The sequence below is a fragment of the Desulfogranum japonicum DSM 18378 genome (assembly GCF_000429945.1).
Taxonomy (GTDB): Bacteria; Desulfobacterota; Desulfobulbia; order Desulfobulbales; family Desulfobulbaceae; genus Desulfogranum; species Desulfogranum japonicum.
Map to the genome: position 1 here is coordinate 37,698 of NZ_AUCV01000036.1, position 22,670 is coordinate 60,367.

Below are 22,670 nucleotides of genomic sequence, written 5' to 3' on the forward strand. Positions count from 1 at the left end.
AGCTGCAAACAGCAGCCCTCAATTGAGGAACGTGCAATTTTTACCCCACGAACCTCAACGTATCGTGTGCGTTCTGCACAAACAGTATATTTGCGTCATTCTACTAACAAATGAGGTTTTCATGAAACTCAACGATTATATTACATTCGCCTCTCGCCCGTCGGTTTATGCCCCCGGAACATCCACCATGTGGGATGATGAATACATCTCCAAACAACTCCTGGCTGTTCATCTTAATCCCGATATCGACCTTGCCAGCAGAAAACCGTCTACGATCATCTCCACCCTGCAATGGCTGGAAAAAATTGTTCTCAAAGCGGGTTCGGCAATACTTGATCTTGGCTGCGGTCCGGGACTATATACTGAATATCTTGCTGAACAGGGTTATAACGTCACCGGTGTGGACATCTCAGCTCATTCCATCGGGTATGCACAAGAGTCGGCGCAAAAGAAAGGGCTTGGCATAACCTATCGAACCATGGATTATTTGGATTTGAAGGACAGGGATGCCTTTGACCTCATTCTCATGATATTCACCGACTTCGGTGTATTGGTGCCTAAAGCCCGGGAAAAGGTGCTTGCCAATATCTACAGAGCCCTTAAACCTGGGGGAGTCTTCTGTTTCGACTTTCTTAACGACTCCTTCCCCATCGCCGAAGAGGGAAATCGCGAGTGGGAAATCTGTAACGGGGATTTCTGGAAAAAAGGGCCCTATCTCCTCTTGCAGGAAAAGCAGTTTTACCCGGAACAAAATGTGTGTCTCAGCCAACATATCGTTGTCGAAGATAATGGGGAAACGAGTATTTACCGCTTTTGGACCCATGCATTCAAGCACCATCACATACGGGAGTTGGTTGAAAAACATGGCTTCACCGGCTGTGATTTCCATGAAAACATTCTTCCCAACTGCCAGTTCTACAGTTCAGATGATATAAGTTTCTGCCTTGCTGTCAAACAAGAACGCACAGGCAAATGAGGAACGAAACGTAGAAAAAGACCCTGGCCAGGCATAGCCTGTAGCTCACAGTGTGCATGAGTGCACGCACAACGATATGGCTATCGCCCACATGATAATGCAAATGATGCTGTCAAAAAACCTCCAGGCCCGTGGTTTACTGAAAACAGGTGCCAGTAACTGGCCCCCCAGACTCAGACTGACGAACCATACCATTGAGGCAAAAACAGCACCAGCGCAAAAGGCTATACGCCCCTGTCCATATAATTTGCTGCTCACACTGCCTAAAAGGACAACCGTATCAAGGTAAAAATGAGGGTTAAGGAGCGTAACAGCCAGGGTAGTGGTGATAGCGGTTATTACCGAAAGTTTTACAGTATCCTCTGTGTTGAGAGTTCCTCCTTTCAGCGCTGAACGAAGAGATCGCAAACCATACAGGAACAGGAATCCGGCACCGCCCCACGTTGCCAGTTGCGATAGCCATTGGCTACGGGCGATGCTGGTTCCAAGCCCCATGACTCCGGCAGAGATAAAAATTGCATCACAGATAATACAAATGCCTGCTATCAGCAAATGGTGGTTCTTTTTGACTCCCTGCGACAGAACAAAGGCATTCTGGGCACCAATTGCCACAATTAAACTACCTCCGGTCGCAAACCCTTGTAAAAATGGCGTAAACATACTTTTTCCTCTATGAAAATTTTCTTGTCGGAAAAATAGAATAGAGGGGGTAAAAAGTAAAATTAATTATTTTAATTACAGATTAGCCACCCTAATAGACATAGTATGCTTGATTATAAACTTGTAGAAGCCCTGGCCATGGTGGTCCGAGAAGAAGGTTTTGATAAAGCTGCTCACGCCTTGCACATCACCCAGTCCGCGGTATCCCAACGTGTAAAATTACTGGAGGAAATCACCGGCCAGGTGTTGATAACACGAACAAGCCCACCGCAAACGACAACTGCCGGGCAGGCATTTCTCAAGCACTATCTCAAGGTCAAACAGCTTGAAGACGATCTGAAAGGAGAAATGCAGCAGACGGGCGGCACCGAATTTTCTTCAGTGGCAGTGGGCGTTAACGCCGACAGTCTTTCGCTCTGGTTTGTAGATGCCATGTATCCTTTTTTAAAGCAGGAGCGGGTATTGCTGGACATTCGTGTCAACGACCAGGAGCAAACGCACCAGCTATTGAAAGACGGGGAAGTCATGGCTTGCATCAGTACCCAGGAGCAGCCTGTTCAAGGGTGCCGAAGTGAATATCTCGGGTGTATGGACTATCGCCTGGTGGCTGCACCGGATTTTGCACGCCAATGGTTTCCCCATGGATTTACCCTCAAAGAAGCGCACCATGCTCCGGCTGTAATTTTTGATAAATACGATGCCCTACATCACAAGTATCTCAAAAAATGTTGTAAAGAGACGCCTGTTGCATTCCCTGCGCACTATGTTCCTTCGGTGGAAAAATTTGCCGATTTCGTCCTGAAGGGGCTCGCCTATGGTATGTTGCCGGATAAACAGATTGAAACGCTTCTCGCTGCTGACAAGCTAATAGATCTGTCACCTGGAATGGCGTTGCCGGTGAAACTCTACTGGCACTGCTGGAATCTCAAATCAGAGTTACTGGTAAAGCTCACCCGGCATCTTCTCACCACGAGCAAAGCCCTGCTGAAGAAGTAACCCGCAGCCAGGTTGTCAGATTGAGGCCTGACTGTACATGGACAATGTACACAAGTTTTTCGTTATGTGAAAAAACTTCACCACAGACATTTACTTGATATTCTGGCAAGACAAGTAAACATCACATAGCCATTGAACCATGCCGATCATGTATGGGTTGCGGAAAATAATACATATCCAAAAATTGCATAGGATATCGACGTTACCGAATTGAGAGACAAGCAAGATTGGATACTTTATTTATTCCGCGACCCTCAACTCAAACACGAGTGAGTTACATAAAAAGGTTTCGTAAGGCATGACGACGGGGTAAAATGAAAACCGATCAGCCTTTCTTCAGTAGATTTTCCCCCTTGGGTTACCCCTGCTGGAAAAGCTATTCATATCCTTTCGTATACGCGTTTGCATCCATGCCGACCCGCAAACCGGCAAAACCATAGGAACTGCATATGTTCGGCATTCACGATATCGGCCTGTTCATCATCTCCGGCCTCTTGCTCAATATCATTCCCGGCCAGGATGTGGCCTTTATCGTAAGCCGCAGCGCAGCTCTTGGCTGGAAATCAGGATTCCTGGCCGTATTTGGTATCAGCGCGGGATGCCTGGTCCATGTGAGTTGCGCCTCCCTTGGGCTGTCTGCCATTCTTGCCACCTCGGCCACCGCATTCACACTGGTCAAACTTATCGGGGCGGCATACCTCTTCTGGCTAGGGTTCTCCATGCTGCGCTCCAGTCCAGACGACATCAAAAAACATGTGGCGCAGCCTAATAATGCGGCCTGGAAAGTTTTTTCCCTTGGATTTCTCAACAATGCCCTTAATCCCAAAGTCGCCCTTTTTTTTCTCGCCTTTCTTCCCCAGTTTGTGGATCCGTTTTCGCACACGAAACCACTTGCATTTCTCGTGCTTGGCATCATCTTTACAGTCAATGGCATCCTGGTAAATTTCTGCTGGGCCTGGTCTGCTGTCAGCGTTGCGTCTTTATTCAAAAAACAAGGCCGATACACCAGATTGAGTAAACGTTTTGCCGGAGCCCTTTTCATTGCCCTCGGCATCCGCCTGGCCATGGATGATGCCGTCAATCCGAATTTCTGATGAGGATCGCGGAAAAATAAATTTTCATATATCCAACTATTGAGGAAATCGCAGACTTGGGAGATATCTACAGGCACAGGCGGCCATGATCCGCACAGACCCTACAATCTCTGTTTGCTTATATTCACAGAGTTTTCGCAGTATTTTCCAGATCCCTATTTTTAGGTTCCGTAGGCTCATTTTCTCCCATTCTTAGGTATCCATACGATATGGCATTTGCATTCCAAAACTGTTGGTCTAACGTCTTTTTCATCAGGTGCTCCTTCTTGGATCGGCCACGATCTCGGTTTCGTGCCAGCTCCCCCCAGAAGTCGCATTTTTACATACAACAGCATAGCTTTAGCCATTCTCCCCAGCATAACTGGGGAATTAGCCTGGATTTATTTTTTACCAGAAAAAAATGATGGGGAAACGCATTGCACTCCTGGTGACAAAATTGACGTTCAGCCACAGATTCCGTTCTTCGTTCACCACATTGCATTTCACACCTCTTCCAGTATCCGGCCACTTGCAGCTCGCAGGCTCTCCAGCTGCTGCAGATAGTTGATTCGGCTGATGGCCACTGCAGCAGAAACCGAAACCAGATCGCTCTGGGCTTCGTTGAGCCGTGTCAGGGTTGTTGCCCCAGCCCTGTAAGAGCGTTCAACATGATCGCGAATTTTTTGAACAAGCATCAGGGTGTAGCATTCACGCTGATAGACCGCACGTGAAGACTCAGCCTTGACCAGCGCCTCCTGTAGTGCAGCCTTTATCTCCAGTATTTTTTGCTGTTTTTGTTTTTGCAGCTGCAACAGCCCGGCATCTGCTGCCTGTATCCTGGCAGATCGCTTTCCGCCGCTGAAAATATCCCAGCTCAGTCTGAGCCCCACGGTACTGCCATGCTCGTCCTGGTCAATGGAGCCATAATTGTTGTATTTATCATAATCATAACTGCTATGGGCTGTAATTTTGGGATAGTAGCTGCCACGAATATTGTGTTTATCCTGGGTCAACGCCTCACTTTGAGCGGCTAATGCCTGCAAATCCGGCCTGTGCTGCAGGGCATAGTTCAACTCATCGGCAAGTTCCGGTAATTGTGCCAATGTCTGTATGGGCTTGCCAACTTCCGGATACATGTCCTTGGGAAGTTCTGATCCCGGCAGGGCGAGCAGTTTGGCAAGCATGATACAGACCGCAGATAACTCCTGCCTGGCCTTTAAAAAATGATTTTCCGCCTGGAGGGATTTGACAGAAAAATTCAGATATTCGGCTTCCGGAATATCTCCGGCCAGGAAGCGTTTTTCAGCATCATGTTCAAGGTTACGATTAAAGAGCGCATTTTGACGGGCAATCTGCATGGCCTCGGCAGCCAGTTGCGCCTGGTAATACGTACCGGCAACGGACTCGGCAAGCAGACGACGGGCTTCATTACTCAGCTCCTGAGCAGACAAAACTCTCGCTTTTGCCGCAAGGATGGAAGCGCGCCTGCTAAAGCCGTCAAAAAGCAGCCAGTTGACCTGTATCCCGGCATTGAAATGGTTGGAACTCTCATCCATCCGCTTCTCCGGCTTCCAGTCAGGACGCGTGGACCAGTTCTGCCAATCCTGACCGGCATGGACAGACATGGTCGGCCACCAATCAGCTTGTTTTTGTCTGGCAATTGCCTGGGCCTCTTCGATTCGGGCAAGCATTTCCTCAACCACAGGTGATGCCTCAAGGGCAATCTGCTGGGCGTGGATTAAGGTTAACTGTCCATAGGGAATATCCATAGACAGAACTTCCGGTTTATTCGCCGCGGCTGGGGCCGCCTTGAGCGTAATTACTTGAAATAAAACTATGCATACAGCCAGTATTGGCATGATATTGTGCTTTACGCTTTTCATTGATTTACCTAAGAACATTTTTCGTAACTGGTCGCAGGTGCTTCAAATTTGTGCAAGCACGGTTTTTCGCAGGTAAGCGAAGACTCCGGTAAGCTATCTATGCGAGAAACCGCGATCGTGCAAAGATGTCTGTGATCAGTTACCATTTTTCTATTTGCTTTTGAAAGACAACGAGATTGGTATAGCCAAGGTCTGTGATACTCATCAATGAAAACTTCCAACTCAAAAAAGCTTCAGTAACCTGCTCTGCAGACAAGCGCTGTTTCAGGGGTGGCCCAAAAAGTGTTTCTTCTTTTTTCAGTTCGAGAACCGCAACCCGTCCGCCGGGACAAACAATCCGCCTGAGCTCCTTGCCAAGACCAAGATCCAGAATATTGAGGGTTGTGGCGTGAAGTACAGTAAACAACAGGCAGATTGAAGCTTCATTATCGGACAACGGCAGTTGTTTTCTGATGTCTGCGGTCAGGGGGAACAGATTTACCAGCCCCTGTTCACTTGCCCGTTCCTTCAGGCTGTCGGTATAGGTGCTCCAATAATCGAGCGCATAAACCCTCCCCCTGGCACCAACCACTTCCGCTGCCCGAAAGCTGTAATCGCCTCGTCCGCAGCCAATATCCACGACCACCTCATCCGGTTGCAGCTCAAGCGCTGCAAATACCTGTTCGGCATCCTGTATCTGATAACTTGTCGGCCCACTGCCCTTGTGTTGTCTCTTACATGGCGGGGGCTGAATACCGGTATCACTTATAAGACTCATTGTATTTCTCCTTCTTGGGGACGACGAACTGCAAAAAGGATGCTGAAAAAAACCGGAACCACAAACAGGGTGAGCACCGTGGCAAAACTAAGGCCTCCCATGATGGTCGCTGCCATGGGGCTGAAAAAAGCGTCACCAAGAAGAGGGATCATGCCCAAAACAGTAGTAAAAGTCGCCATGGTGACCGGTCGGATGCGACTGACTGAAGAATCCAGCACTGCCGTAAATGGTTCCTTGCCGGCAGCAAGTTCCAGTTTTATCTGATCCAGCAGCACTATCTCATTTTTGATGAGCATGCCAAACAGACTCAGAAAACCAAGCATGGCCATAAAGCCGAAAGCCTTGTCGGTAACGAGCATGCCCGGAGCCACGCCAACAACAACCAGTGGCAGTCCCATAAAAATAATGAGTGGATAGCGCAGACTGTTAAAGAGCAGTACTGTAACCAGAAACATTCCGGCAAATGCAATGGGGAAATTGGACATCAGCTTGGTATTGGCCTCAATCTGGTCTTCATGTTCGCCGCCCCATTCCAGGGTATATCCAGGCGGAAGCTTCAGGTTTTTCTCAATATACGGGTATAACTCGCGAAACAGGGCATCTGTTGTCCCCTGACGCTGCTTACAGAACACGCGCAGGGTTCGTTTCTGGTTGAGGCGGTGGATGACATTGTCTTCCGCCATGGTTTTGGCCCCATCGGTTACCTGCTGCAACGGCACCCATTTTTTGTTGGTCTGGCTGAACACCTGCACATCATCAAGGGAATCAATGCGGTCGCGCTGTTTTTTCGGTGGCTGCAGGATAATGGGGAGCAGATCATCCTGATAACGATACTGCCCAACTACAGAACCTGTATAATTCATGGTAATGGCTGAGGCGATTTCCGGACGGCTGATGCCAAGTCCCTGGGCGCGTAGGTCGGCAAAGGCAACGGAACTGACCTTGATCTGATCGCCCCAGTCAGTACGGATACTGCGGCTGTTGGGGTTTTCTGCCATCATGTCCATGACCTGTTCAGCCAAACTGCGCAGAGTTACGGTTTCGGGCCCGCTCAATCGGGCTACCACAGCCCCGCCACCAGGCCCTAGCTTAAAGGCATCCACGCTACCGATGACCTGGGGCATTTCACTATCCAGCCAGGTTTGTATTGTTTCTTTCAACTGTGTAACCCGGCGATAATCATCCACATCCACAAGCAGCTGTGCATAGGCACTGTCAGGCATTTCCGGCGAAAAAGTTAGCAGAAACCGGAGCGGCCCCCTGCCGATGAAGCTGGAAATTTTCTCCACACCATCAAGGGTCGCCACATACTCCTCAACCAGTTCGAGTTGTTTTGCTGTACTGTCAATATGCGTTCCCTCAGGCATCCAGATATCCACCGTAAACTGTGGCCGGTTGGTATCAGGCATAAAATCCTGTTTCACATGCCCAAATCCCCACATGGCCACCATCAGAAGCCCCATTACTCCGGCAAGAGTGAGCCAACGATGGTCCATCCCCTTACCGACAACGGCCTTGTACCAAGTTACAAAGCGTCCTGAGTGGGATTTCTTCTCTGTTTCCTGACTAGCAGGCAGCAACATTACACACAGACAGGGTACGGTTGTGATGGCAAAAATCCAGCTGAGCCCCAAAGATAAGCAAATTACCTGAAACAGGCTGGCGAGCCATTCGCCAGTCATATCTTTTGAAAGGGAAATGGCGGCAAAGGCCAGAATGGCAATAATGGTAGCCCCAAGAAGCGGCCACATGGTTTCCCTGACGGCCTGATCTGCTGCAGCTTCCCGCTTGATCCCCTGCCGAAGCCTGACAATAATCCCCTCGGTGATAACAATGGCGTTGTCCACCAGCATGCCAAGGGCAATGATCAGTGCGCCCAGGGATATCCGCTGCAGGGTAATCCCCTGCGATTTCATAATCATCAGGGTGGCAAGAATGGTCAGAATCAAAACAAAGCCAATGATCAAGCCCTCTCGCCACCCCATGAAAATGACCAGCAGCAGTATGACAATGGCTACTGCGCTGATCAAGTTGTTGACAAAACCGGAAACCGATTTTTCCACAATTCTGGACTGGCTGGTTATGGTATGCACGTTTATGCCGAGGGGCGTTTCTGGTTGCAGCTCATCCAGACGTTTTTCAATGGCATGGCCCATGGCAATAACATTGCCGCCTGAAACCGTTGATATCCCGATACCAATGGCTTCCCGACCGCCAAAGCGCATAAGTTCTGCTGCTGGCGTGATGGTGTCGTGCCTTATTTTCGCCACCTCTTTCAGCCGAATCATACGGCCTTCAGCTCCATTGATGAGCTGATTGCCTATATCTTCCATGGAAGAATAATCACCAGTGATACGAAAAGGGATATACTGTGATCCCACCTGCACGGCACCAGCCGGGCTGACACTGTTTTGTGCCCGCAGAATGTCAAAAATACTGTTCGGATGTAAACCGAGCTGTGTCAATTTTGCCCGGTCAATTTCAATGAAAATGGCTTCCTGGGGCAGGCCCCAAAAGTCAATGCGACCAACATCGGTGCAGGAGAGTAGCTCACGACGCAGGTCTTCCGCATAAGCCTTGAGCTGGATTTTGTTATACCCATCGCCTGTTATAGCAAAAATAATCCCGTATACATCACCGAAGTCATCATTAACAACCGGCTTCATGCAGCCGGGAGGAAGCTGACCGGCAACTGCACCTACCTTTCGGCGCAACTCATCCCAAACCTGTGGCAGACTGTCTTTGTCATAGATTTCTTTAGTTTCTGCAAAGATTATGGAGACACCTGATCTTGAGATGGAACGAACCTCCTTGAGCTGTTTCAACTGCTGGATGGCTGTTTCAATGGGTTCGGTAATTTCCAGCTCCACCTGCTTGGCTGATGCCCCAGGATATTGGGTGTATATTACAGCCTCCTTGATGGTGAACTCCGGATCCTCCAACCGACCGATATGTAAAAAACTAAAAATTCCGCCAAAGACAATAAGCACACTAAACACTATGGTGACTACCTTGAAGCGGACTGCGTATATACCGAGATTTTTCATCCTTCCAGTCCTTTTTTACCTTCTTTCATGGGGCGAACCCGCTGCCCTTCGTTCAGGCTGTTCAAACCGGCTACTGCAACCAGCTCTTTTGCTCTGACACCTTTCTTCACCTCAATATTGTCACCGTGCATGATACCGACTTGGACGATTCTTTTTTCAGCTTTTTGCGTATCTGGATCAACGATCCATACAAAGGCTCTGGAATCAGGAGTGAAGGCCACGGCTTCCACGGGAACCAACACTGCATTCCCTGCTGTAGTCCGGTTCGCGGAGTCCCTGATCAATCCGGTTACGGTCGCCGTCATGCCGGGAAGAATTTTCATATCAGCCGGAGCAGGAAGTTTTATGACCAGGGCATAGGTGCGCGTATCCTGGCTGGACTCCATACCGAGTTCCATTGCCCTGGCGGCAAAGGCTTGATCCGGGCAGGCATCAAAACGTACCTGCAGTTGATCCAGGATATCGGCTCCACCCCTTGCTACAAGTTGTTCAGGGAGTTGTACTTCAACTTCAATCCCTGAAATATCCTGAAGCAGCAGCACCGGTTTTCCCTTGGCAATGTGTTCTTTTGTCTCCACATAGCGCTTGGCCACCAGGCCATCAAAAGGGGCAATGAGCCGGGTATCGGCAAGCGCTTTTTCCTGTATGTCAAGCTCTGCCCTGGCAACCTCGTGTGTAGATTTTGCGCTGTCAAACTGGGCCTTGCTGATCACTTTCTCTTGAAACAGTTGTGAGGCCCGTTCATAATCCTGTTTGGAGGCATGGAAACGTGCTTTTGCCGCCTTCACTGCATAAATCAGACTTTTCTGGTCCAGCTGAGACAGCACCTCCCCTTTTTTCACATGTTGCCCCTCGAGGAGGTTCAGCTGTTCAATTTGTCCGGCAACCTGAAAGGATAATTCCGCTCTGTGCGCCGCCTTTACCTTGCCAGGAAAACGGAAGGTTTGATCAGGAAAATAGGGTATGGCTTGTGCCGTTGGAACAGGCCTGACAATTTTTTCATCAGCCTTATCCTGTACAGAGAAAGTCTTTGGTAACCATTTGCTGCCAAAATTAACAAGAAAAGCAACAAATAATAATAAAAGAGCCAGTACTCCCATTGATGACAGTATTCTTTTCATGGTTTTTGCTCCTTGTAATTTGCTTATTGATATTTAGTTAAGCAGGTTAACCTTTATGGCAAAAAAATACCTGATTATCTGTTATACAACTGGGGACAAAATAAAATGGAGCTAGTTCAAAAGGCTTTTTTGGGCTTCACAAAGTTCAGCGGTATCTGCGCAAACCAAGTCGTAAACCGCCTGCTTTTTTTAGTTGGAGGCGAACACCAACAAAACAAATGATCACACTAAAAAAGCTGATGCCGGTACCATTCAATTCAGCCCCCAATGATTCTCTCTATAGTTATTTATCGGTCAGCCGCTTATCCAGAATATTGTTTAGATTATGCAACAACTCATTTAACCGTACAAGTTCATCAAGCCCTACACTATCCATGGTTTCCAAAATGTGTTTCTGATCCTGTCCATGCATCCGGGCATGGGCTTCAAATGCCTGCCACCCCAGAGGGGTGAGCGAAAGCTGCAACTCCTTATTGCTGTGACTGGCCTGCTTCTTGACTACAAACCCCTGTTTGGTGAGCTTGGAAACAAGCTGTGACGCTGCGCTCTTGGTCACACCAAAATAACCGGCAATTTCAGTCACATTAACACACTGGTTATCCCCGATACTTTCAATGGCATGGGCTTCACGGGTTGAGACGCTGACCCCCTCAGTCACTTCAATGGCAAAGGTTTCCACCTCTGCATATTTCTTTGCGACCTGCATGAGATTATGCACGATCTTTTTTTTCAATTCCAGATTCATAATCGCAACAGTAAACCAGCTTAACCATTTTAGCAATGTTTTCCTTCATCAAAATAAAAAAACAACACATTAGCAAACACATCTGAAATTAACCTAAAACCAGTTCCAGTAAAAACCGATACAAAATATGAGTACCTTGTATTTTCAGCATAAACGCTCCTCAACTTCCCCCCTATGAAGGCAGGTAGATCATGACTCTGATATCCAGCACGTTCTTCCCCAAGACGTCGTCCACATCTTCAGTTCAAAGCACTGACAATACTGGTACCCCCTTTACATTTGCCGACTGTTTGCAGACCGCTGTAAATACCCAGGGGCAAAAAGACGACGCGATAGATGCCATAGGCAGTGAAATGCGCCAAATGATAAAGCAAAGAGGTGCAACAACCGAACAGATTTCCATGGTTAATTCCATCTTCATAGAAGCAGAAAACACGGGAATATCTCCGGCCGAGGCAAAGGATTTTCTACGGAGCCTGTCGAAAGATCAGCTGGAAGCTCTTCAGGTGGCCCACTGTCTGGCAGATACAATAGATATTGATTCTTTAAGTGACGAGGGAGCCATAAACCTGCTGCTTTCAAAAGACAACCAGCTGGATGTTGATAATAACGGTATGGTTGAGATTGGTATAGGTATTACCTTTCGCATGCCACCCCCAAATGCATCTGATGAGGTAAAGGCGGCCTGGGATGAAATGACCGAAGGAATGGATGAAAAGGAGCTGATGATAATGGATTTTTACTTTATGAGTGAGTTCCTGACAACCAACATCAAAACCAACTCAGCCGGGGAAGCTATTGGATTCTACAGCCCGAAAGATCCGGAATGGCAAAATCCCTATGCTGCAGCTTCGTTCAGCTGGCAGGATCAAGCCCAAAAAATGCTCGACAATCTCGAGGCATCAAAACGACACATGGATCTGGAGCGATATAATCAAACCAAAGATTTCTTCACCAGCTGGAAAGCAACCCTGGCGGAATATGGAGTTTCCTGACGTATTTGCCAGGAAGGGTATACAGTTCTTGTAACTGATCACAGACACTCCAGGGAGTCTCCCTCTGGTCGCATACCTCTTTGAACGTTCTGAATTTCACGCATAGAAGACAGGCGTATGGAGTCTATGCCTACCTGCTCAAAATCGCGCTTGCTCAAATCTGAGGCACCTGCAACCAGTTACGGCTCATACCCAATTGAAATATCAGCAGTGTCAACCCCGTGATCAGTTACATTGTCATGACTATCTCTTTTTTAATGAACTGATTGTGATCCTGTATTTCTGGTAAATAGAGCCTTGAATTTCCGTACAAGTCTCTTCCAGTCATGTCCCATATGGATCAGTACCGGCACAATGAACAGGGTGACCGGTGTGGCAAAAAGTTCGCCCCAAGCAAGGGATATGGCAGCCGGGATGAGGTACTGTGCCTGCTCGGATGTTTCGGACAGCAGTGGAAGCAGGCCACAAACCGTGGTCAGGGTGGTAAGGATAATGGCTCTGAACCGGCTTTTTCCTGCATTCATCAGGGCGTCAAAACAGGTAGGACTGCCAGACCGCAGCTCATTGTAGCGGGTCAGCAGAACCAGGCTGTCGTTGACCACCACACCAGTGACCGCCAGCATCCCGAAAAAGGAGAGCACACTCAACGGAAAATCCATGATCCAGTGCCCAATCACCGCCCCGACAAAGCCAAAGGGAATGACCGACATGATAACAAAGGGCTGGACATAGGATTTCAATGGTACGGCAAGCAAGGTGTAAATGAGCAGCAGGATCATAATCAGGGCACGGATCAAGCCGCCCTTCATCTCATTCATCTCTTCCTGCTCGCCTGCCAGATTAGTAGTCACCTGGGGAAACTGTTGCTGTAATTTCGGGATGATTCTTTCTTGAATCACTTTGATGGCATCACCGGAAGTGATTACTTTTTTATCCAGCTCAGCCTCGACCTGCACCACCCGCTGACCATTTTGCCTGCTGATTGCGGTTGGTGCGTAACCGGACTGGATGTCGGCTACAAGCGACAGAGGCACCCAGTCGCCTTCACTGGTCTGGATACGGGCACGCATCAAATCCTGAAGATAGCGGCGGTGATCTTCCCGATTTTTTACAATCACCTTGACCTCTTCGGTTCCACGCGGCACACGCTGGATTTCCAAGCCGCCAAAGGCGTCACTAACTTGGGCTGCAAGGTCCGCGGGAGTCAGACCCAGATGTCTCGCTTCGGGCTTCAGGCGCAGTCGCAGCTGCGGACTCCCCTGCCTGAGATCATCACGAAGATCATGAATCCCATCCAGTTGCCCTAATTCATCGGTAAACTGCCTGACCGCCTCTTTCAAGATAGCCTCTTCCGTGGCGGCAAGCTCAACAACAAAACCACCGCCGGATTCAAAGGAACCGCTAAAGGTCAGGGTTTCCACGCCTTCAAGTGTACCAACCTTTTTCCGCCATCGATGCAGGGTTTCCATAGTGTCGATCTGCCGATGTTCTTCAGGTTGAAGCTCTGCATATATTTCGGCGCTGTTTTCTCCTTCAACCCCGGTCATGATATGCATGATGGGTGGTTTTTCGGTTTGCAGCGTATCCATAAGTTCGCGGTTCAGCTCTTCCGCAGCCTGTTCAATAAGCGTAATGTTATGCACGGTCAGCTCTGATGGAGAACCGCTTCTGGTTTTCAGCTTCACGGTAATAATCTGGCCGGGAACCTCAGGAAAAAAGGCGGTTTTGATTTTACCGTTGAAAATCAGGCTGATGCCGCAGACGGCAACGGTCAGCAAAATGACCAGGGCCGCATAACGCTGATTCAGGGTAAAATGAAGCAAGGGCTGATAGATACGATCACGCACAAAGTTCATGAGTGCCCCGGCAAAGAACTGAACCTTGCGCCAGATTCTGGCCGGATGATACCGGGCAATCTGTTTTGATTTCCCCATACTGATCGACACCAGATGTGCTGGCAGGATAAGTTTACTCTCCATCATGGAGGAGATAACCGAGATGATGACCACCACCGCAAAGCTGGCAAAAATTTTCCCGATCTCGTTATCAATCAAAAGAAGCGGGTAAAAAGCTGCAACCGTTGTAAAACAGCCAAACACTGTGGCCGTGGACACCCGCCGCACTCCTTCGATTGTTCCTTCCACGGCATCGCCGTTTTCCCTGCGGCTTTCAAACACACTCTCGCCAACCACAATGGCATCATCCACCAGAATGCCAAGAACAATGATCATGCCAAAGGTGGTGATATCGTTAAGTGAATATCCCAGAAAGCGTTCGCCCATGAGCATGAAGGCACAGGAAAGGGAAATGGGAATACCCATGGCGACCCAGAAGGCCAGCTTGACGTTGAGAAAAAGGGCCAGAAGCAGAAACACGATCATAAGTCCCTGCCAGGCGTTGGAAGCGAGCAATGACAGACGCGCCTTCATATAGGGTGCCTGTTCTGCCCAGGTATCAATGGAGATACCTTTGGGCAAACGGGGGCGAATGCGCTCAATGGCTTTCAGTGCAGCCTTGTTTATTGCGATCAGGTCTGCCTTTTCACCGCTGTAAACGAGAATCCCCACCGAGGGTTTCCCCTGAAAACGGGCAAAAAATGGTTCAGTATCAAAGCCGTCGATGACTTTGGCGACATCTTTCACCAGAAGCCTTGAACCATCGCTCAAGGTTCGCAGGCCAATACTTGCGAATTCTTCATAGGAATCCGCCTTGTGATCCGCCCGGATAACAATCTTACCGCTTTTACTCTCAATGCTGCCGGTGACATAATCAAAGGATGCCTTGTTGATGGCCTCGGCGACCTCAGTCAAAGTCATGCCATAGGCGCGGAGTTTGTCAGTGTCTACTTCAATACGGATTTCATAGGAATTTTGCCCGAACATAACCAGCTTGCTTATCTTGGGATCAGCGAGCAAATCTTCCTTGATTTCCCTTGAGACCTTTTGCAGGGTGATATCATCCACATCGCCATAGACCTGGACAATCAGGGCCATAAGATTAAATTCTTCCCGTGTTATAATCGGGCGCTCCGAGCGTCCAGGCAGATTAAAAATGCTGTCCACCCGTGATTGGATATCATTTTGAAAACGGTCAATATTCGTCTTGCTGTTTTTCTTGACCCTGACCTGTGAGTGGCCCCGCTCAGAGACCGAAGATATTTTTTTGATCCCTGGCATTCCTTCCAGGGCCTTTTCAATTTTGCGGGTAATGCCTTCGTCCACCTGTTGGGCACTGGCATTGGGGTACATGGTTTGTATGGAAATCGTATTGGTCGGAACCGAAGGAAAGCCTTCAATACGGATGGTATACAGTGTAAACACTCCGGCAACCACGATAAGCAGCATAAGCAAATTGGCGGCAACCGGATTTCTGGTAAACCAGGCAGATAAGGTATCCATTATATTGTATGTTAATTGGCTGCTGAGGTTGTGGAGGCTTGCTCAGCATTTTTCTTTTCATGGGGTTGCGGCTGCACTGATAACCCATTGGTGAAACTGGCATTGGGCGAGACCGCCACCGAGTATGTTTCGCTCTCGCCGGGATTTCGTATATAGACCACTCCTTCGCCATAAAAAACCGGCTGCGCCTGTATGGAATGCAGGCGGTTATCAGCCTGCACAAACCAGACAAACCCCTGCCTGGTGAGCGCTGTTTCCGGTATGCAAAGCAGGTTCGGGATGTCCAGGCCGGTGATTTCGGCCCGGACAAAGGTTCCGGTTAAAAGTGGCGGTGTTTGTTCAAGTGGATTATCCACCTGCAGATACAGGGTTCGCAGTCGGGACTGCGGATTGAGCCGCTGGGCATCCCGCACCAGGCGCGCCTGCCAGGAGGCACCGGTCTCAGGAGAAACGACACGGACCTGCACCTGAGCTTTGTTTGCACCGAGAAGCTGCCATTGCTCATTGGCCACATGAACCCAAATTTCCGCTGTCTGCACTGAAAACAGCGTAAATACCGCATCACCTGCAAAAAGCGTTTCTCCGGGATTGACATGACGCTCCATAATAATGCCGTCAAAGGGGGCACGAATTTTGGTATATGAGCGCTGCTTTCTCGCATTGGTCACCGCGTCCTGAGCAGCTTGTACTGCCGCACGGGCAGCATCGAGCTGAGGTTTTCGCAGGGCAAGATCAGCCGGCGCGCCCTTGATACCGGATCGATGCCAGTTTGCCTGGGCTTCACGGGATTCACGTTCCTCTTTGAGCAGGGCAAGCTTTGCTTCAGCTTCCTGGCTCTCTGTTTCACTGAGTCTCGCATCAAAGGAGGTGCTGTCGATTTCCAGGAGCAGTTCGTCCTTTTTCACCAGATTGCCGGGTTGCAGACGGTCTGAAACATTGAGCACAGCGCCGTCCACCTTTGCCTTGATGGCGGACTGCCACAGAGGCTTTACCTCCCCAAGGGCGGTGATCAAAGCCGGGTAGGATGATGGGTGGATCGAAACAATGGATACCGGCATGCCGGACAAAGCTGAATCTTTTGTATTATTATCGGTATGTTCAGCCTGTTCCTTTGGTTTTGACTGCAAAAAGAGAGCGGCAAGCGATACGCAGACAAGCACGGTCAGGATAAAAATAATCCACTTGCCTGCTGTTTTTTGAAAGAGTGTTTTTTTCATTGCTTTCTGATTAGTTGTGTAATGCTGTTGGCTGCTGTTCTTTCTCTGGCGCTGTCACCGGCACTCCCAGGGCAATCGCCAGATCAATACGGTTACTCAGGCGATCTGCCTGGGCCTGGTTGAGGCGGATTCTGGTGGATATCTCCTGTTCTCTGGCTATGAGCAGGCTCTGAATGTTGTCCAATCCCTGACGGTAGCGATCGGTAAAATAGAGGCTGCTTTTTTTCGATTCCTCTTCGGCAATTTTAAGTGCTGCGGCCTGGACAGCCAGTTCACGCTCAAGGGTCAAGGTGTTTTCGACTTCCGAAAGTGCACGGAGAACAATAACCCGCAAATCCTGCACCGTGGCATCGGCCTCGCTGTGTTGGGCACGCGCCTCATCGCGCAGTTTTCCACCCTCAAATATGGGCTGAAACAATGATCCCAATAGTCCCCAGTACGTCGTGGCGCTACCGATATCAGATAGTGTCGAACCTGAGCGGAACACCTCTCCGGACAGGGTTGTCGATGGCAGCCTGGCCTTGTCCGCACCCCTTGCCTGGTTTCGAGCCGCATCAACCCTTGCCAGTCCAGCCCGGATATCCGGTCGCTGGGCAAGGACAGAGGTTGGCGCGTTCACTTGCGGCAGCGAAAGCTCGGGCCAGTCAAGATCAGAGCTCAGCTTCCCTTCGGGATATCTTCCCAGTACTATTTCCAGGGCACGGACCGACTGTATCAATTCCGTTCGCTGCAGGCTCAAATCTGCCTTGGCAATCTGTGTCCGGCTGGCAGCGGTTGAGTAGTCATCAAGGGTGCCGATTCCATCCCGGTAGCGCTGAATGAGTATCTCTTCAATCCTCGTCAGAACCTGCAAGCGCTCCTCTTCAATGGCTACTGCACGCCTGGCAGCAAGCTGCTTGACCCAGCCCTGAATAACCCGTGCGGCCAATGCATCGCGGGCCTGCAGATAATCCTGTTCTTTTGCTGCATATGCACTTTTCGCGCCCTGGTATTGATCAGCCAGACGTCCCCAGAGATCAAGTTCCCAGCTGATACTTGCACTTGGCTTGTACGTGGTTGCAGTCTCTGTTTCATACGTCTCGTAGTTGCTTTCCTGATTGTTCCGCCGCACAGCGAAGCCCGCATCAATCTTGGGAAGCATTTGGGAGCGTGGTTCACTGAGCAGGTACCCTTCGGCCTGCAGGCGCAGGGCAGTTGCCTTGAGATCAGGATTGTTTTCCAGTGCTTCACGTACAAGCTGACAAAGAGATTCGTCCCTGCCTATCAGATCAAGGAGACCGGTGGTAATGGGCAGATCTGCAACCTCTGCCTTTTCCTGCCAGAAGGAGGGAAGATTTTCCGGCAGGGTGGCGGAAGGCTGCTTGCCCACCAGGCCGCAACCTGACAGACAAAAAGTGAGAAATAGGCATAAGCCAAGGTATGTGAATGATATGCGTTGAAAAACCATTTGCGTTATCGCTATAAAAAAAGTGTTAGAAACTGTATCCCACTCCAGCACCTCTGAGGAGGAGTATCGCTGTTAAAGAATGAACTCACCCAAAAAACCGCTTTGTTTTTGCTCCTCATTCTTTTCCTCAGTCTGTGTCGTACAGCTTTAACAGATTAAAAAAATTCCATGAGAGATTGGCAGCAATGTCATTGACTTCATGTTTCTTTCCTTTTTTTCAATAAAAATCAAGTAATGCCTGGAAGAATAATGAAGGACAGGGATAAATCCTATTGAGGTTTTGTACCGAAGTGTAAGCAAATGTAGACGGATAGAGCAACACGAACTGTGATACGTTGGAACTACCAAAAGCTGCGTGAATTGTATACTTCATGGGAGATCGGCTGCACCCGATCTGGAATCAACTAGAAAAAGTGTAACTGGTAACAGGTGCTTCAGATTTGGGCAAGCTCGGTTTTTCGCAGGCAAGCGAAGACTCCGGTAGGCTATCTATGTGGGAAACCGCTATCGTGCAAAAAGATAAACGGCCAGCGGGAGACTTCGAGGGGTACCTGTATTCAGTTACCAAGAAAGGGGTGCAAGAAAGACGATCAGTGATCTACTTCTTATTGTATCTTTCTATCTTTATACTTTCATTATCTTTTGCTTGTAGAATATCCAGCCAATACTCAGGCCGACAGGACAAAACCACCACAAAGGAAACCAAATAGCCATTAAAAAAATAAATACTGAAGCTTCATGATGATTGATATTACCCAAATATTTCACGGCTAAATAAGCAGCAGCTCCACAAACTGGAACCAATAAGAAATACGCGATTACTATACCTGTAAGATAATATCTTAATAGAGATATTTCTGACTTATCATCTCTTTTCAAGAATCCTGGAATGAGTTTATAAAGAAGATATGAAACCATGGTTCCTGATACAATTCCTAAAAGCATTGGTAGCCAAACAGGTGGTTCACTACTCATTACAGGGGAAAATTGGGGTCCGAGTAAAATTAGATATTCTCTTTGCATGATTTTGCCGGCCTCCCTCTCTTTTTCGCAACCACGCGCCTGCCTGTCAACACCTCTATCTCACCTTTAAATCGACTATTTCCAAGAGCTAACCCCTTGTTCGTCATTAAACGGATGTCCCCAATCAAATCCTCTCCAAGGTGGTTTCTAAATAAATCAAGATAAGCTTTCTTTCTCTTATTGGCAGTTTTACCAAGAGAAAGATATTCAGCATGTGGCGTACATAGATTTGAGGAAACACCCAGTGCATTCGTCCTATAACTTGACCAGACATATTCACCAGGATCAGTCACCATCTCCGCACGTACAGGATTAAGTTCTATATACCTGTATACTTCCAAGAGATAGAGCTCCGACTGCACAAGACAAGACTTATATCGTCCTTCCCACAGGGTACCCGTTCGTTCATATTCCTTGTTGAAATAACGCACATAACTCCTGCCTAAGGATTGCATCATGAAACTTAACGCGCCCTCCTTGAGGGGTGTGCAAAGAAGATGAACATGATTCGTCATCAATACCCAGGCGTGGATTTCCACATGATATTTCTTGGCATATTCAGCCAACCAACCGATATAGGCAACATAATCTTCCTCTGACGCAAAACATACCTGACGATTGTTGCCTCGCTGAATAACATGTACCGGCACTCTTGCAGGTGAAACGCGAGCTAATCGTGCCATCAGCTACTCCTTATGTGATATCATTTTTTTGTCTTTATGTTCTCTTTTCGCTTTTCAACCCTGCGGCTTTAAGCCAACATATTTTACTCTGACCCCTTTTTTTTGCGGCTCTTACCTTGGGGTGCAACTTATCGTAGTTGTCATTATGTTTAGCCAATACCTTTTGGCCTGCCTTACGCGCCATTTTGGCAAATTCTCTATTTGCCTCTTTCTGAAGGCGTTGTGCATACTCTATCTGTGTATAATAGTATCTAAACGTACGCAGTCCTTCACCTGGCTGAAATCCAATTAGGCTACCTATTTTTAAATCCTTATCAAGGTCATTCTTGAGTTTTTTGATTTCAGCATTTAAATCAGCAATCTCATTCATACCGACAGTTTGGACATTTGCTGCAGAAAGAACAACTGCATCTGCAACTGCCTGGGTCAGCATTTTGTCATGGATAACCTGCCCTATATTAGCAATAAAAGCTAATAATGCAACGAGCACCACAGCAGTTAATGCAACTAAAACAGAGCTCTGCCCTCTTTCTTCAACTATTTTATTCCAAAGGCAATTCATGGTATCCATATATTGACATTTTATCATATACAAATTCACTAAACATCAAACTTTCTTCATACAATTTTATAGATTCTTTTTCCATAGTAGATTCCTTTAAAGATAATTGACCCATATATATACATATCGGAAACTCTCCTGGATTTATTATATCTGGAACACCTATAGACGACCTAACAAAGTCATGTATTTGCTTTGCATTATTTAAAGCAGCAAGCCTATACCAATCCTGATAAAACTGAGAAAAAAAAACATTAATATTAATCCAATTTGAAAATACTGATTGTAACTCTTCAGCCTTACAACCAGATACTTTGGACATATCTCTAATACCCAACTCAGCAACTTTAATAGCTCTACGTAAATACTTTAAAGCAATCTCATTATTATCAATAGTTTTTTTAAAAAGAAAAGGATCATATGTTATATGATTTTTTCTCCCAGTTTTTTTTTCAATTTCTACAGCTAAACCATACACAATCTCTGTTTCTTCTTGCAAAGCTCTTATTTTTTCAATCTCATACTCAACCAATTGTATAGATGTGCAATAATGACTCCCTGCAACAAGCTCACATTTAGGTCCGCGAATCATACACAAAGCAAATTCTTTATACCCTGGATCCCCAGTGTAACAGCCATTTTTCCCCTGAGTTTCACATTTTATGTCACAATACTTAGGGGGTGGAAACCACTCACAGTCCTTATGTTTGGCAACAATTGCTTCGTATCGCTTGCGGATCTCTGCCAGCCAAGGATCTAAAGTTGCTGCAGCAGGCTTATTCCCAGCATTCGCGCCACCGACTTGACCAGCAGCAATGGGAACCATTTGTAAAATTAGATTATCAACCGAAGATTTAGACGACAGGTTTGCTCCACCTAAAGCCTGCACCGGTGTATTCAGGTGCTTAGTCTCAGTATCACATTCAATTCTCAAGGCTGAGTAACGGGTATTAATGGCGCTTTTAAGAACCTGGCAACGTTCTTCAGCAAGATCTCCCGTCTTTTCACCAGTGTCAGCAAAAACAGCTAACGTAAGCTGTATCTGCAACATACCAACACCCTTGGCCTGTCCAACCTTACCAATAATGGCATGTACCGTTTCCTGATGGGCAACAACGCTGCTTCCTGGCTCAAAAATATCACCGCTCTTCCCCTGATACACAACGGTGGCAAGAGCAGCGTCTACTTGTACAAGCAAGACTACAGCCAGCAATATGCAATAGAATCTCTTCATGCTTTCATCATTTCCTAAAAACGCACAAAAAACCTTTTGGACAAAACAGATACCTGCGCATTATCAATACATTAGACTCTTAGCGCAACATAAAAAACAGCCACCCCCGAATTCCCCTTGTGTCCCAACGAAAAAAAATTTTTTCCGCTATCCTCACCGAAAATTCGGGTCAGAGTAAAATTAACCGTTCTCTTTGCCTGATTTTGCCAGCCTCCCCCTCTTTTTCACAATCATGCGCCTACCTGTCAGCGCCTCCATTTCACCTTTAAACCGACTATTTCCCAAGGCTAACCCTTTGTTCGTCATTGAACGGAACTCAACCAAATCCTCTTCAAGGTGGTCTAAATACATCAAGAGAAGCCTTCTTTCTCTTCTTGGCAGTTTTGACAAGATAAAGGTATTCAGGATGCGACGTATATAGATTTAAGGAAACACCCAGTGCATTCGTCCTATAACTTGACCATGCATATTCACCAGGATCAGTCACCATCTCCGCACGTACAGGATGAAGTTTTATGGTTCCTCGCTGTTTCCTGTGGGTAATGCTTGCTTAGCCACCGCCTATCGTGGTATCCCGTTTTCATTATGAGAGATATAGAACTTTTCCAAATGGCCCTTGGTTTAACTCCACCTTGGCAGGTGTCCTCCTCAGAGCTCGACCTGGATAAGAAACGAGTAGATATTTATATCAGCTTTCAACGAGGAAGCACGTTTACCTGCCCTAAATGCGGTGAACAACACGAGCTGAAAGCTTATGACACCAAGGAGTTCACCTGGCGTCACCTGAATTTTTTTCAGCATGAAGCATATTTAACAGCAAAGGTTCCGCGTGTTAAATGCCCTCAGTGCGGTT

The 22,670-nt window shown here is 47.7% G+C and carries 19 protein-coding genes; 5 read left to right on the forward strand and 14 right to left on the reverse strand.

What is annotated here, in order from left to right:
- Nucleotides 1–121 precede the first annotated feature (121 nt).
- Nucleotides 122–976 carry a class I SAM-dependent methyltransferase gene (locus tag G493_RS32365; protein ID WP_051309384.1) on the forward strand — a complete coding sequence of 285 codons (855 nt, stop codon included), beginning with the start codon at nt 122–124 and terminating at the stop codon, nt 974–976.
- Between the two features lie 45 nt (nt 977–1,021).
- Here the strand turns inward: G493_RS32365 and G493_RS0116215 are convergent, their stop codons facing one another.
- Complete coding sequence (locus G493_RS0116215; RefSeq protein ID WP_028581239.1) at nt 1,022–1,636, reverse strand: LysE/ArgO family amino acid transporter; 615 nt, start codon at nt 1,634–1,636, stop codon at nt 1,022–1,024.
- A 105-nt stretch (nt 1,637–1,741) separates the two neighbouring features.
- On the opposite strand from G493_RS0116215, the gene G493_RS0116220 reads away from it, so the two are divergent.
- Nucleotides 1,742–2,632: a LysR family transcriptional regulator ArgP gene (locus tag G493_RS0116220; protein ID WP_028581240.1), complete on the forward strand. Its 891-nt coding sequence runs from the start codon at nt 1,742–1,744 to the stop codon at nt 2,630–2,632.
- 449 nt (nt 2,633–3,081) lie between these two features.
- Complete coding sequence (locus tag G493_RS0116225) at nt 3,082–3,726, forward strand: LysE family translocator (protein ID WP_028581241.1); 645 nt, start codon at nt 3,082–3,084, stop codon at nt 3,724–3,726.
- Nucleotides 3,727–4,208: 482 nt separating this feature from the next.
- Here G493_RS0116225 and G493_RS0116240 read toward each other — a convergent pair whose 3' ends face one another.
- From G493_RS0116240 to G493_RS0116260, 5 genes are all read right to left on the reverse strand, one after another.
- Nucleotides 4,209–5,588 (reverse strand): TolC family protein, encoded by a 1,380-nt coding sequence (locus G493_RS0116240; RefSeq protein WP_028581242.1) that lies wholly within the window; start codon nt 5,586–5,588, stop codon nt 4,209–4,211.
- Nucleotides 5,589–5,727: 139 nt separating this feature from the next.
- The gene (locus G493_RS29680; protein WP_051309385.1) at nt 5,728–6,345 is read right to left on the reverse strand and encodes a class I SAM-dependent methyltransferase; all 618 of its coding nucleotides are present in this window, start codon (nt 6,343–6,345) and stop codon (nt 5,728–5,730) included.
- Entirely contained in the window at nt 6,342–9,392 is a 3,051-nt protein-coding gene (locus G493_RS0116250) for an efflux RND transporter permease subunit (RefSeq protein ID WP_028581243.1), read from the reverse strand. Before G493_RS0116250 ends, G493_RS29680 begins: the two co-directional genes overlap by 4 nt.
- Nucleotides 9,389–10,513: an efflux RND transporter periplasmic adaptor subunit gene (locus G493_RS0116255; protein WP_028581244.1), complete on the reverse strand. Its 1,125-nt coding sequence runs from the start codon at nt 10,511–10,513 to the stop codon at nt 9,389–9,391. The genes G493_RS0116250 and G493_RS0116255 overlap by 4 nt, the downstream gene beginning before the upstream one ends.
- Nucleotides 10,514–10,796: 283 nt before the next feature.
- Nucleotides 10,797–11,294 carry a MarR family winged helix-turn-helix transcriptional regulator gene (locus tag G493_RS0116260; protein ID WP_232363779.1) on the reverse strand — a complete coding sequence of 166 codons (498 nt, stop codon included), beginning with the start codon at nt 11,292–11,294 and terminating at the stop codon, nt 10,797–10,799.
- Nucleotides 11,295–11,449: 155 nt separating this feature from the next.
- Here G493_RS0116260 and G493_RS0116265 point away from each other — a divergent pair, with 155 nt between their 5' ends.
- Complete coding sequence (locus G493_RS0116265; protein ID WP_028581246.1) at nt 11,450–12,253, forward strand: hypothetical protein; 804 nt, start codon at nt 11,450–11,452, stop codon at nt 12,251–12,253.
- Nucleotides 12,254–12,507: 254 nt separating this feature from the next.
- Here G493_RS0116265 and G493_RS0116270 read toward each other — a convergent pair whose 3' ends face one another.
- The 8 genes from G493_RS0116270 to G493_RS33860 form a co-directional block, all read right to left on the reverse strand.
- Entirely contained in the window at nt 12,508–15,651 is a 3,144-nt protein-coding gene (locus G493_RS0116270) for an efflux RND transporter permease subunit (protein WP_028581247.1), read from the reverse strand.
- 11 nt (nt 15,652–15,662) lie between these two features.
- Nucleotides 15,663–16,868 (reverse strand): efflux RND transporter periplasmic adaptor subunit, encoded by a 1,206-nt coding sequence (locus tag G493_RS0116275; protein ID WP_028581248.1) that lies wholly within the window; start codon nt 16,866–16,868, stop codon nt 15,663–15,665.
- Nucleotides 16,869–16,878: 10 nt separating this feature from the next.
- Nucleotides 16,879–18,237 carry a TolC family protein gene (locus G493_RS0116280; protein WP_161629839.1) on the reverse strand — a complete coding sequence of 453 codons (1,359 nt, stop codon included), beginning with the start codon at nt 18,235–18,237 and terminating at the stop codon, nt 16,879–16,881.
- Between the two features lie 702 nt (nt 18,238–18,939).
- Nucleotides 18,940–19,338 (reverse strand): hypothetical protein, encoded by a 399-nt coding sequence (locus G493_RS0116285; RefSeq protein WP_028581250.1) that lies wholly within the window; start codon nt 19,336–19,338, stop codon nt 18,940–18,942.
- Nucleotides 19,320–20,021, reverse strand: a complete 702-nt coding sequence (locus G493_RS0116290) for a transposase (protein WP_028581251.1) — start codon at nt 20,019–20,021, stop codon at nt 19,320–19,322. The genes G493_RS0116285 and G493_RS0116290 overlap by 19 nt, the downstream gene beginning before the upstream one ends.
- Before the next feature lie 34 nt (nt 20,022–20,055).
- Complete coding sequence (locus tag G493_RS0116295) at nt 20,056–20,592, reverse strand: TadE/TadG family type IV pilus assembly protein (RefSeq protein WP_153306550.1); 537 nt, start codon at nt 20,590–20,592, stop codon at nt 20,056–20,058.
- Nucleotides 20,564–21,817: a hypothetical protein gene (locus tag G493_RS0116300; RefSeq protein WP_028581253.1), complete on the reverse strand. Its 1,254-nt coding sequence runs from the start codon at nt 21,815–21,817 to the stop codon at nt 20,564–20,566. The genes G493_RS0116295 and G493_RS0116300 overlap by 29 nt, the downstream gene beginning before the upstream one ends.
- 180 nt (nt 21,818–21,997) lie before the next feature.
- Nucleotides 21,998–22,168, reverse strand: coding sequence for a hypothetical protein (locus G493_RS33860; protein ID WP_167332853.1), 171 nt, complete (start codon nt 22,166–22,168; stop codon nt 21,998–22,000).
- A 234-nt stretch (nt 22,169–22,402) separates the two neighbouring features.
- On the opposite strand from G493_RS33860, the gene G493_RS0116310 reads away from it, so the two are divergent.
- Nucleotides 22,403–22,670, forward strand: a 268-nt coding sequence (locus tag G493_RS0116310) for a transposase family protein (protein WP_161629840.1), incomplete at its 3' end; no start/stop codon positions are given.